This is a genomic window from Rhodococcus sp. AH-ZY2, from assembly GCF_030916465.1.
Taxonomy (GTDB): domain Bacteria; phylum Actinomycetota; class Actinomycetes; order Mycobacteriales; family Mycobacteriaceae; genus Rhodococcus; species Rhodococcus ruber.
Genome location: NZ_CP126458.1, coordinates 2,899,264 through 2,910,932 on the forward strand (window position 1 = coordinate 2,899,264; position 11,669 = coordinate 2,910,932).

Below are 11,669 nucleotides of genomic sequence, written 5' to 3' on the forward strand. Positions count from 1 at the left end.
AGCGATCCATCACAGTGTGCGCCGCTACGAGAGAGCATGAAGCAGGTTCCGAGGGGGAAAATGTCGGCATTGCCCGGGATACCGGTCCGGCCGCACAACGATCGGGGCGTCCCGGAGGGGGTGGAGAGGGTGCGGGAGTGGAGCTAAGGGGACTCGAACCCCTGACCCCCACACTGCCAGTGTGGTGCGCTACCAGCTGCGCCATAGCCCCTGAACAACCGGACCACCCGAGGTGGCCTCTCACGACAAGAGGCGAGAGCATTCACTCTCGCCTCGTGTCGCGATGGTGGAGCTAAGGGGACTCGAACCCCTGACCCCCACACTGCCAGTGTGGTGCGCTACCAGCTGCGCCATAGCCCCGTACCGTCACCCGGGATTTACTCCCGGTGCGAAGAGAAAATTACACCATCGCCGTCGACGACAACAAATCGCCTGGTCAGTGCGGACCGGGAGGCGACGGCGGTCGTCCGTCCGACCACCGTCGCCGCCACCTCAGCCGAGCTCGGCCACCCAGTTGTCGTTACCGAGTGCGTCGATCACGGTGCCGTTGTGCACCACCGCGGGGGTGCCGGACGCGCCCGCCGCCGCGAGCGCCTGCCGTCCCGCCTCCGCGTCGACCGCAGCCTGCTCGACGCGCGCGCCGTCGGCGACACACTGCGCCGCCTCGTCGGACGCCCCGGCGTCCCGTGCCATCTGTGCCAGCTCGGCATTGGTGAGGTCGCTGTCGCCCCGCTCGGCGGGCTGGTTCTCCGGCGAGAGCAGCGCACCGTGGAACGCGGAGAACGCCGTCGCGTCCCCGGCCTGCGCGACGCACTGACCGGCCGCGACCGCGCGGGTCGAGTAGTCGCCGCTCGCCGAGAGCTGATCGAGGAACGCGAGCATGTGGTACCGCACAGCGACGTCGCCGGCGTCGATCGCCTGCGCGAGTTCCTGACCGTGCTTGTGCTCGAGCTCGGCGCAGTACGGGCACAGCGGGTCCTCGAACAGGTCGATCGTCGTCGCGGCGTCGGGGAGGCCGAGGAGGACGACCCCGTCGTCCTGCAACTCCACCTGCACCGCCGCGTTCTGCACCGTCCCGTAGCCCTCGTTGCGCGCCTTGCTCCGGTTCGCCTGCCACAGCACCCCCCCGATGACCAGCACCGCGATCACCACGACCGCGATCCCGCCGAGGATGAAGGTGGACTTGCTCGACGTCGGCTCCGGCGTGTACTTGACCGGTTTGACCTTCTTGGCGCTCACGAAATCTGCCCTTCGCTGTCCGGGTATCGATGCGGGATCACTCTGCCATCGCGGGCTGAGTGCGTGCTGAGAGCCTCGCCCGGGAGCCGGGACCGAGCGCGAGCGGACTGCGGGGGAACACGGTCAGCCATGCGGCCAGGGCGAGGAAGCCGAGGTCTCGTGCGATTTCTCCGGCGTAGTCCCAGCCGTCCACGTCGGCGGCCCCACCGCCACCGAAACACCCGCAGTCGATCGACAGCCCGCGCGCCCACACCGACGCGATCACGCCGATCAACGTCAGCAGCGCGGCCGCCCCCACGACCGCTGCCGCGCGCACCGCGAGCCCGATCAGCAGCAGCAGTCCGAGCACGAGCTCGAGGATCGGCAGCCCGGCCGCGACGGGCCGCACGAGGACCTCGGGCAGCAGCTGGTACGCGCGGACGGCCACCACGGTCTGCGACGGATCGACGAACTTGATCCAGCCGGAGATCAGCCACACGGCGGCGAGACCGAGCCGGGCGATCAGACTGAGCAGGGGAATCCACACGTCATCGACAGTACCGAGGTCGACGCTCAGCGCTCCGTGGCTTCGGTCACCGCGGGTTCCCGGGTGAGCCGCGGCGCCAGCGCCCAGGGCACGGCCACCAGCAGCATGACGGCACCGGTCACGGCGAAGGCGGCCCCGTACGACAGGTGCTGCGCCAGGACTCCGGCGGCGACCGGTCCGATCACCGCGCCCACGTCGGCGGTCATCTGGAACGTCGCCAGCACCGGGCCGCCGCGCGCCTTGCTGCCGACGACGTCGGCGACGGACGCCTGCTGGGCCGGGTTCATCAGGCCCGACCCGACGCCGGCCAGCAGTGAGGTCGCGAAGAACAGCGCGAGGTTCGTGGTCAGGCCCATCGCGATGGTGCTGGTCCCGCACACCACGAGCCCCAGCAGGACGAACGGGCGGCGGCCGAACCGGTCGGACAACCGCCCGGAGACCATCAGGACCAGGGCGTTGCCCACGGCGAACACCGTCAGCGCCACCCCGGCGAGCCCGGCGTCGCGTCCGAGCACCTCTACGACGAACAGCGGCACCATCGCCACCCGCACGCCGAAGACGACCCAGCCGTTGGCGAAGTTCGATCCGAGTGCGGCCCGGTACACCGGCGACCGCAGGGCCTCCCGCAGCCGCATCGCGGGCATGCCGGCGCCCGAGTCCGGCGCGGCGAGCGCGGAGTGGCGCAGGCTCACGAACACGACGGCCGCTGCGACGAGGAGGGCCACCGCATAGATCAGGAACGGTGCCCGCAACCCCAGTCCTACCAGCGCGCCGCCGACGAGCGGACCGCCGATGTTGCCGAGCAGGAAGCTCGTCGCGTAGAGCCCCGACACCCGGCCCCGCGCGTTCGGTGGGGAGATGCGGATCAGCAACCCGAACGCCGAGACGGTGAACATGGTCGAGCCGATCCCGCCGAGCGCCCGGAACAGCAGCAGCTGCCAGTAGTCCGTCGCGAAGGCGCAGGCGCCGGTCGACAGCGCCACGATGAGCACACCGGCGGTGTACACCGGCCGCTCCCCCAGCCGCTGCACGAGTTTTCCGCTGGCGGGAGCGAACAGCAGCCGCATGGCCGCGAACGCGGAGATCACGACGGACGCCGCGGTGACCCCGACGCCGAAACTGCGCGCGAACTGCGGCAGCGCGGGCGCGACGAGACCGAAGCCGAGAGCGATGACGAAGGCCGCGCTGACCAGGACCCAGATCTCCCGCGGCAAGGCGGCGTCGCGTGTTCGCATGATGGGCCTGATGTTAGCGACGCGCACGACCGGTCCGGCAGGCGCGTCCCGCCGGTACGGACTCAGCCGAGAACGTGGGACACCAGGTCGCGGGCCGCGTCCTGGACCTGCGCGAGATGGTCGGGGCCGAGGAACGATTCGGCGTAGATTTTGTACACGTCCTCGGTGCCCGACGGCCGGGCCGCGAACCACGCGTTCTCCGTGGTGACCTTCAGTCCGCCGATCGCGGCACCGTTGCCCGGCGCGGCGGTGAGGGTCGCGGTGATCGGCTCGCCGGCCAGTTCGGTGGCGTCGACCTGTTCGGGCGAGAGCTTCCCCAGCACCGCCTTCTGCTCCCGCGTGGCGGGTGCGTCCACCCGGGCGTACGACGGGTCGCCGTAGCGCTCGGCGAGCTCGGCGTAGCGCCGGGACGGGGTCGTGCCGGTCACGGCGGTGATCTCGGACGCGAGCAGGGCCAGCAGGATGCCGTCCTTGTCGGTGGTCCACACCGAGCCGTCGCGCCGCAGGAACGACGCGCCGGCGCTCTCCTCCCCGCCGAATCCGAGGGTGCCGTCGAGCAGGCCGGGAACGAACCACTTGAAGCCCACCGGAACTTCGAGCAGCCCGCGGCCCAGGCCCGCGGCCACCCGGTCGATCATCGACGAGCTCACGAGGGTCTTGCCGACCTTCGCCTCGGCGGACCACCCGGAACGGTGCCGGTACAGGTAGTCGATGGCGACCGCGAGGTAGTGGTTCGGGTTCATCAGCCCCCCGTCGGGGGTGACGATGCCGTGCCGGTCGGCGTCGGCGTCGTTGCCGGTGGCCAGGTCGTAGCGGTCGCGGGTGCCGATCAGCGACGCCATCGCGTTGGGCGACGAGCAGTCCATCCGGATCTTGCCGTCGGTGTCGAGGGTCATGAACCGCCACGTGGCGTCGACGAGCGGGTTGACGACGGTCAGGTCCAGCCGGTGCCGCTCGGCGATCTCGCCCCAGTAGTCGACGCTCGCACCGCCGAGGGGGTCGGCGCCGACGCGCAGCCCGGCCTCGCGGACGGCGTCGAGGTCCACGACGTTCGGCAGGTCGTCGATGTAGGCGGCGAGGAAGTCGTGCCGGCCGGCTGCGGCGAGCGCCCGGGCGGCAGGGACCCGGCGCACCCCGTCGAGTCCCGCGGCGAGCAGCTCGTTGGCGCGCGCCGCGATCGCCGACGTCGCGTCCGTGTCGGCCGGCCCACCGTGCGGGGGGTTGTACTTGAATCCGCCGTCGCGGGGCGGGTTGTGCGACGGGGTGACGACGATCCCGTCGGCGCGGGCCCCGGATCCGGCGGCGGCGTTGTGCCGCAGGATCGCGTGGCTCACGGCCGGGGTGGGTGTGTAGCGGTCGCGGGCGTCGACGACCACATCGACGCCGTTGGCGGCGAGCACCTCGAGTGCGCTCGTCCATGCCGGTTCCGACAGCGCGTGGGTATCGCGGCCGAGGAACAGCGGCCCGGTGACCTGCTGCGCCGCCCGGTATTCGACGATCGCTTGGGTCGTGGCGAGGATGTGCTGCTCGTTGAAGGCGCCGTCGAGGCTCGATCCGCGGTGACCCGAGGTGCCGAAGGCAACCTGCTGCAACGGATCCTGCGGGTCCGGCGTCACCGTGTAGTACGCGGTGACCAGGTGCGCGAGATCCTCCAGATCCGCGGCTGCCGCCGGTTGTCCCGCTCGTTCGTGCGCCATGTGACCTCCTCGTCCACCCGACCTTGCCCTGCTCATCTTGCCCGGCCTGCGTGCACCGCGCGCGTCGATCGCCGGCGGTCAGGACGTGAGGGCGAACCCGGCCCAGGCCGCGGCCGTCCCGGCCAGCACGCTCACCACCGCATATGCCGTCGCGGTGGCCGGGCGGCGCACGCGTACGAGACCGACCGCTTCGACGGCGAACGTCGAATAGGTGGTCAGGCCTCCGCAGAATCCGGTGCCGAGCAGCGCGAACGTCGCCGGTGCCAGCGCGGCGCCGGACAGCAGGCCCAGCAGCAGGCAGCCCAGAACGTTGACCGTCATCGTCGCCACCGGGACGCTGCGATAGGAGCGGACGTGCCGGCCCGCGAGGTAGCGCAGGACCGCACCGGCACCGCCGCCGACGGCGACGAGCAGGACGGTCATCGGGTCGCCGACCGGTGCCGCCACGCCTCACCGGTGGCCATCCCGACGCGTGCCGCCGTGAGTGCCCCGACGAGGGTCACAGTCACGTACAGGACGGCCGTCGCGGGGTGGCGGACGGTGTCGACGGCGAACGTGGAAAAGGTGGTGTAGCCGCCGAGTACGCCGACACCCAGGAACAGGCGCCACAGGCGATCGGGACCGAGCAGCGCGGCGACGAGGCCGAGCAGCAGCGAGCCGGCGACGTTGATCGCCGCGATCGTCCAGATGCCGGGGAACTGCACGGCCAGGGCGTACCGGGCCACGGCGCCCACCGCTCCGCCCGCGGCGACCACGGCCGTCGGCTTGTACTCCATGCCGGTAACCGTAGAGGTCCGGCAGATGCGAAGGACCCCGGCCGGGTGGCCGGGGTCCTTCGCGTTCCGGTGGAGCTGCCGGGAATCGAACCCGGGTCCTCCGCCGCCTCGCCAGGGCTTCTCCGTGTGCAGTTCGCTATGTCTCTACTTGGATCTCCCGGTCCCGCGAACAAGCCGAGATGACGATCCCAGTCGCTGTTTGCTGTCCCGTCCGGCTCCGCGACCGAGCCGTACGGTGAAGCTCCCTAGTCGATGCCAGGATCCGGGGCGGGAGCACACCCGGTCTGACAGAGACGCACTCGCTTAGGCAGCGAGGGCGTACTCGCGCTGAGTAGACTCGGCGCTTATTGGTTTGCAGCGACGCTTACGGTGGTCTCTTGCCTGCACCGACACGCTTCCCCTAGCTCAACGTACGCAGTCGAAACCGTTCAGCCCCGTACGTACCTGCGACCTTCGCAGGACTACCCACTCTAACGCGCGGACCCCCCTTCGTCATTCCCATTTCCGCCGCGCCGCGGATGACGTGGATCACAGCCGTCACGCGGCCGCGGTGATCATGCCTACGGCGGTGAGGGCGAGCAGCATGCCGGCCGTCTGACCACGCCCGATACGCTCGCCCAGCACGATCATCGCCAGCAGCACGGTCGCCGCCGGGTACAGCGCGCCGATGACGCTGACCAGCGACAGCATGCCGCCCTGGAAGGCGAACATCAGCGCACCGTTGGCGATCACGTCCAGGACCGCGACCGCGACGATGTGCGGGTACACCCGCCCCGGCGGCCGGATCAGCTGCCGCACCCCCAGAGCCACGGCCCACACCACGAGCGTCGCGGTGAGCCGCGACATGCCGAGAGGCCACAGGCCGGTGCCCTCGGGGACTCGGTGCAGCGCGACGAACATCAGCGCGAACGCGACCCCGGAGCCGACGGTCAGCCACGCCACGTTCGCGGTGAAGCGTGGCTGCTCGTCCCCGGCGACGCTCTCCCTCGATTCCCTGCTGACCAGCACGACGGCGACGAGGGCGATCGCGATTCCGGCGTAGGCGACCGGTCCGGGCCGCTCCCCCGCCGTGATGCCGACGAGCACCGGGATCCCGGCCACGAGCACGGCGGTGAGTGGGGACACCACCGACATCGGACCGGCGGCGAGCGCGAGATAGAACCACCAGATCGCGACGCCGCCGGCCACACCGGCCGCCGCACCCCAGCCGAGCGACCCGGCCGTGACGTCACCGCCGACGAGCGGCGCGACGGCGAGCACCAGCAACAGCGACAGCGGGTACGACACGAGCACGAACCGCAGCGCCGCCACCTGCCGGGACGCGACTCCGCCGAGGAAGTCGCTCACCCCGTAGCCGACCGCGGCCACCAGGGCGAGCACGATCGCCGTCAGCGCATGCCCTTCACCCGCCGGCCGAGTTCGCGGGTCACCTCACGCTCGGCGGTGCGACGGGCCAGATCCTGGCGCTTGTCGTAGTCCTGCTTACCCCGGGCCAGCGCCAGCTCGACCTTCACCTTGCCGTCGGAGAAGTACATCGACAGCGGCACCAGGGTCTGGTTGCCCTCGCGGGTCTTGCCCACGAGGTTGTCGATCTCCCGGCGGTGCAGCAGCAACTTGCGGGTGCGCCGCGGGGCGTGGTTGGTCCACGTACCGTGTCCGTACTCGGGGATGTGCAACCCGCGCAGCCACACCTCACCGTCGTCGACGGTGGCGAACGCGTCGACGAGCGAGGCCTTGCCCTCGCGCAGGCTCTTGACCTCTGTGCCCAGGAGTGCGACTCCGGCCTCGTACGTGTCCAGAATGGTGTAGTTGTGCCGCGCCTTGCGGTTGGTCGCAATGACCTTGCGGCCCTTTTCCTTCACTTTCGGGCCCCTCCGGTCCTCGATGCGTCCGACAGATCTGTGTACAGCATAGGTAGCGGAGACAACCGGATATTCCCGCGCACCGGCGCGGAGCTATTCGCGCACGTACAGGCGCAGGGTGACGTAGGCGGTCAACGCCGCCATGCCGACGCCCACCAGCACCAGGATCGGCGAGACGAGCAGTACGTCGCTGTTGGAGATGCGGGCGACGATGTTGGCCTCGTAGACCTCCGAGAGCACCTCGTCGACGAAGGCACCCTTCGCGGCGAACAACCCGGCGATGGCCAGCGCCGCGCCGATCACGGCCGCCACGACGGCCTCGAGCAGGAACGGCAGCTGGGTGTACCAGCGGGTCGCGCCCACCAGCCGCATGATGCCCACCTCGGTGCGGCGGGTGAACGCGGCGATCTGCACCATGTTCGCGATGAGCAGGATCGCAGCGACCGCCTGGACCGTGGCGATCGCGAACGCGGCGTTGCGGACGCCGCCCAGCACGCTGAACAGCCTCTCGACGAGGTCCTTCTGGTTGAGGACACTGTCGACCCCGGGGCGGACGGCGAACTGGTCCTCGATCACCCCGAACCGGTCGGGGTCGGAAAGCTTGATCTTGAACGAGGCCGGGAAGCTCTCGGGGCTGACGAGTTCGGCGAGTTCCGGCTGGTCCTTGAAGACCCGCTCGGTCGCGTCGGCGACGGCGTCCTCGCGGTTGAGGTACTGCACCGACACCACTGCCGGGGTGTTCTCGAGGTCCGAGCGCAGGGTCCGGCAGATGTCCTGCTCGCAGTCCGGGTCGAGGGTCGAGATGTCCTCGGTGAGGAACACCTGCACCTCGACCCGGTCGAGGAAGATCTGCTGCGTCTTGTCCGCCATCTGCACGACGAGCAGGCCCGCGCCGAACAGGCCGAGGGAGATCGCGGTGGTCAGGATCATCGCGACGGTCATGGTCAGGTTGCGGCGCAGGCCGGTGGCGACCTCGCTCAGGATGAAGCTGGCACGCATGGAGTGTCGAAGTCCTTCGGTTGCCGGAGGGGGCGAGTGCGGTGGAGCGGGAGAACGCGGTCAGCGGCCGACGCCGTAGACGCCGCGCGCCTCGTCGCGCACGACCCGCCCGAGGTCGAGCTCGACCACCCGGCGCCGCATCGAGTCGACGATGTGATGGTCGTGAGTGGCCATCAGCACGGTGGTTCCCGTTCGGTTGATGCGTTCGAGCAGCATCATGATGTCCTGGCTGGTGTCCGGGTCGAGGTTGCCGGTCGGCTCGTCGGCCATGAGCACGAGCGGCCGGTTCACGAACGCCCGCGCGATCGCGACGCGCTGCTGTTCGCCACCGGACAGCTCGGTGGGCAGGCGGTCGGCCTTGCCGGACAGGCCGACGAGGTCGAGCACCTCGGGCACGGTGCGCGCGATGACCGAGCGGGGCTTGCCGATCACCTCGAGCGCGAACGCGACGTTCTCGGCCACCGTCTTGCGCTGCAGCAACCGGAAGTCCTGGAACACGCAGCCCAGGTTCTGCCGCAACCTGGGCACCCGGCGCGCCGACAGGCGGTTGACGTGGAAGTCCGCCACGTGGATGTCACCCGAGGTGGGCGTGTCGTCACGCAGGAGCAGCCGCAGGAAGGTCGACTTCCCGGAACCGGACGGGCCGATGAGGAAGACGAACTCGCCCTTGTCGATCTCGACGCTCACCTTGTCGAGAGCCGGCCGGGTCGACGTCTTGTACGACTTGGACACATTCTCCAGGCGGATCACGCCGCCATGCTAGCCGTTATCGGACGGTGACCTAAGGAACCGACTCGCCGGTAGGTTCGGTGGGGGACGAATCACCGAGGCCGGGAATCGGGATCTCGGGCAACCGCAGGCCGGGCTGGGTCGTCGTGGTCGTCGGGGCCGGGGCACCGGGCACCGCCTCCGAGCCGCGTCCGCCGGGAGTCGATCCGGTGCCCGTCGGCGTGGGGTCGGCCGTCGTCGGAGCCGGTTCGGTGGTGGTGGGGACGGTGGTGGTCGGAGTGGGCTCGACCGGGGCCTCCGGCACGTACGGCACGTACGGCACGTCGCTGACGACGACCGCGCCCGGCGGCGCCGCCGCGTTCTGCTCGTCCTCCGGATTCAGGTACACGTACAGCAACCACAGGCCGACCCAGAGCACGCACAGGCTCAACGTGGTGGTGCGCACCCGGCCGCCGAGGACGTGGTCCGGGATGTGGAATCGGCGTCGCTCGCTCACTGCACCGCCTCGATACCGTGGATCGGGGTGGAGGTGTCCAGCTGGGGGTTGACGCTCATCCCCCTGCGGCGCAGCGCCAGCGCGACGCGCACCCGGAGTTCGCGGCCCACCTGGAACTGCTTGCCGGGCAGGGTCCGGGCCACCATACGGACGCTGACCTGATCGACCTCGAGACTCTCGACTCCCATCACGGTCGGCTCGTCGAGCAGCAGTTCCCTGAGCTTCTCGTCCTCGAACGCCGCGACACCGACCTCGTGCAGGATGTCGTTGACCTCTGCGATGTCCGCGGTGACCGGGATCGGCACGTCGACGACGGCACGGGCCCAGTCCTTCGACAGGTTGACAGCCTTGTTGATCTGCCCGTTGGGCACGGTGATGACCTCGCCGGCGGCGTTGCGCAGTTTCGTCACCCGCAGGGTGACGTCCTCGACCGTGCCGACGGCATCGGCGGAGGCACCGGTGACCGAGATCTGGACGGTGTCACCGAACCCGTACTGCCGCTCGGTGATGATGAAGAATCCGGCGAGGATGTCCTGGACGATGCGCTGGGCACCGAAACCGAGCGCGGCACCGAGCACCGTGGCCGGCGCCACGAGGCTGCCGATGGGGAGCGCCAGGTAGTCGAAGACCTTCAGGGTCGCGACGATGTAGACGAACGTGATGACCACCCAGGTGATCACCTGCGCCACCGAGTGGCGGTGCTTGGTGACCTCCGAGCGCACCAGGGCGTCGGACTGCTGGTAGGTCTCGTCGATGCGCCGCGTGATCCGGCCACCGACCCAGCTCACGAATCGCGCGACGAGCGCGGCGCCGAGCACCGTGAGCGCGATCTGCAGACCGCTGCTCGACAGCCAGTCGAGAATCCTGCTACCGGGAAACAGGGTTCGATCCTCCGTGTCGCTGGTTCCGGACTACTGGTTCTGCTTCTGGTTCTCGCGCATGCGCCACCGGATGCCCTCCTCGAGGAACCCGTCGATGTCGCCGTCGAGGACGGCCGACGGATTGTTCACCTCGTGCTCGGTGCGCAGGTCCTTGACCATCTGGTAGGGGTGCAGGACGTAGGAGCGCATCTGGTTGCCCCAGGAGCTCCCGCCGTCGCCCTTGAGGGCGTCCATCTCGGCGCGCTCCTCCTGCCGCTTGCGTTCGAGCAGCTTGGCCTGCAGCACGCGCATGGCCGAGACCTTGTTCTGCAGCTGCGACTTCTCGTTCTGGCAGGTGACGACGATGCCCGTGGGGATGTGGGTCAGTCGCACCGCGGAGTCGGTGGTGTTGACGGACTGCCCGCCCGGGCCGGACGAGCGGTACACGTCGACGCGGATGTCGTTCTCGTCGACGTCGATGTGGTCGGTCGTCTCGACGACGGGCAGCACCTCGACCTCGGCGAACGACGTCTGGCGCCGGCCCTGGTTGTCGAAGGGGCTGATACGCACGAGCCGGTGGGTGCCCATCTCGACCGAGAGGGTGCCGTACGTGTAGGGCGCCTTGATCGCGAAGGTCGCGGACTTGATGCCCGCCTCCTCCGCATACGAGGTGTCATAGACCTCCACCGGATAGCCGTGCTTGTCGGCCCACCGGATGTACATCCGCATGAGCATCTCGGCCCAGTCGGCGGCGTCGACGCCGCCGGCGCCGGCGCGGATGTTGACCAGCGCGTCGCGCTGGTCGTACTCGCCGGAGAGCAGGGTCCGCACCTCCATCGCCTCGATGTCGGTGCGCAGGGCGGCACGCTCGGCGTCGGCGTCGGCCAGCGCGACGGTGCGGTCCTCCCCCTCCTCGCCCTCGGCGAGTTCGTAGAGCACCGGCAGGTCGTCGAGCCGTGAGCGCAGCTCCTCGACGCGCCGCAGTTCACCCTGGGCGTGCGAGAGCTGGCTGGTGACCTGCTGCGCATGCTCCTGGTCGTTCCACAACTCCGGGTCGGCGGCCTGGTGCTCGAGTTCGTCGATGCGCCGGCGCAGCTCGTCCACGTCGAGGACCGCCTCGACGGTCTCGAGGGTGGTCGCCAGTTCGGCCAGGTCTGCGGAAACATCGGGATGCACGATTCTCAAGGCTACCGGGTGTGCGGCGTGACCTCGCCACCGCTGGGGGCCGGGTGGGCCTCGACTAGCGTCTG

At 69.9% G+C, this 11,669-nt stretch carries 13 protein-coding genes, 2 tRNA genes and 1 other RNA gene; all 16 read right to left on the reverse strand.

Going from position 1 to position 11,669, the window contains the following annotated elements:
- Positions 1–138: 138 nt before the first annotated feature.
- Positions 139–211 (reverse strand) — tRNA-Ala (locus QNA09_RS14365).
- A 73-nt stretch (positions 212–284) separates the two neighbouring features.
- Positions 285–360, reverse strand: a tRNA-Ala gene (locus tag QNA09_RS14370).
- Between the two features lie 132 nt (positions 361–492).
- Positions 493–1,239 (reverse strand): thioredoxin domain-containing protein, encoded by a 747-nt coding sequence (locus tag QNA09_RS14375; protein ID WP_010594661.1) that lies wholly within the window; start codon positions 1,237–1,239, stop codon positions 493–495.
- 37 nt (positions 1,240–1,276) lie between these two features.
- Positions 1,277–1,765: a MauE/DoxX family redox-associated membrane protein gene (locus QNA09_RS14380; protein WP_010594662.1), complete on the reverse strand. Its 489-nt coding sequence runs from the start codon at positions 1,763–1,765 to the stop codon at positions 1,277–1,279.
- Between the two features lie 26 nt (positions 1,766–1,791).
- Entirely contained in the window at positions 1,792–3,000 is a 1,209-nt protein-coding gene (locus QNA09_RS14385; RefSeq protein WP_017680855.1) for an MFS transporter, read from the reverse strand.
- Positions 3,001–3,062: 62 nt separating this feature from the next.
- Positions 3,063–4,697, reverse strand: a complete 1,635-nt coding sequence (pgm, locus tag QNA09_RS14390; protein ID WP_010594664.1) for a phosphoglucomutase (alpha-D-glucose-1,6-bisphosphate-dependent) — start codon at positions 4,695–4,697, stop codon at positions 3,063–3,065.
- A 78-nt stretch (positions 4,698–4,775) separates the two neighbouring features.
- Entirely contained in the window at positions 4,776–5,120 is a 345-nt protein-coding gene (gene crcB / locus QNA09_RS14395; RefSeq protein ID WP_026137790.1) for a fluoride efflux transporter CrcB, read from the reverse strand.
- Positions 5,117–5,473: a CrcB family protein gene (locus QNA09_RS14400; protein WP_010594666.1), complete on the reverse strand. Its 357-nt coding sequence runs from the start codon at positions 5,471–5,473 to the stop codon at positions 5,117–5,119. The genes crcB and QNA09_RS14400 overlap by 4 nt, the downstream gene beginning before the upstream one ends.
- A 67-nt stretch (positions 5,474–5,540) precedes the next feature.
- Positions 5,541–5,909: a transfer-messenger RNA gene (gene ssrA, locus QNA09_RS14405) on the reverse strand.
- Between the two features lie 101 nt (positions 5,910–6,010).
- The gene (locus QNA09_RS14410; RefSeq protein ID WP_010594667.1) at positions 6,011–6,853 is read right to left on the reverse strand and encodes a DMT family transporter; all 843 of its coding nucleotides are present in this window, start codon (positions 6,851–6,853) and stop codon (positions 6,011–6,013) included.
- A gap of 8 nt (positions 6,854–6,861) precedes the next feature.
- Positions 6,862–7,335 carry an SsrA-binding protein SmpB gene (smpB, locus tag QNA09_RS14415; RefSeq protein WP_010594668.1) on the reverse strand — a complete coding sequence of 158 codons (474 nt, stop codon included), beginning with the start codon at positions 7,333–7,335 and terminating at the stop codon, positions 6,862–6,864.
- Between the two features lie 93 nt (positions 7,336–7,428).
- Positions 7,429–8,334, reverse strand: coding sequence for a permease-like cell division protein FtsX (gene ftsX / locus QNA09_RS14420; protein WP_010594669.1), 906 nt, complete (start codon positions 8,332–8,334; stop codon positions 7,429–7,431).
- 60 nt (positions 8,335–8,394) lie between these two features.
- Entirely contained in the window at positions 8,395–9,084 is a 690-nt protein-coding gene (gene ftsE / locus QNA09_RS14425; RefSeq protein WP_010594670.1) for a cell division ATP-binding protein FtsE, read from the reverse strand.
- A gap of 31 nt (positions 9,085–9,115) precedes the next feature.
- Positions 9,116–9,559 carry a hypothetical protein gene (locus QNA09_RS14430; protein WP_010594671.1) on the reverse strand — a complete coding sequence of 148 codons (444 nt, stop codon included), beginning with the start codon at positions 9,557–9,559 and terminating at the stop codon, positions 9,116–9,118.
- On the reverse strand, positions 9,556–10,410 hold the full coding sequence (locus QNA09_RS14435) for a mechanosensitive ion channel family protein (RefSeq protein ID WP_167522837.1): 855 nt from the start codon (positions 10,408–10,410) through the stop codon (positions 9,556–9,558). Before QNA09_RS14435 ends, QNA09_RS14430 begins: the two co-directional genes overlap by 4 nt.
- 60 nt (positions 10,411–10,470) lie before the next feature.
- Positions 10,471–11,595: a peptide chain release factor 2 gene (gene prfB / locus QNA09_RS14440; protein WP_010594673.1), complete on the reverse strand. Its 1,125-nt coding sequence runs from the start codon at positions 11,593–11,595 to the stop codon at positions 10,471–10,473.
- Positions 11,596–11,669: the final 74 nt, after the last annotated feature.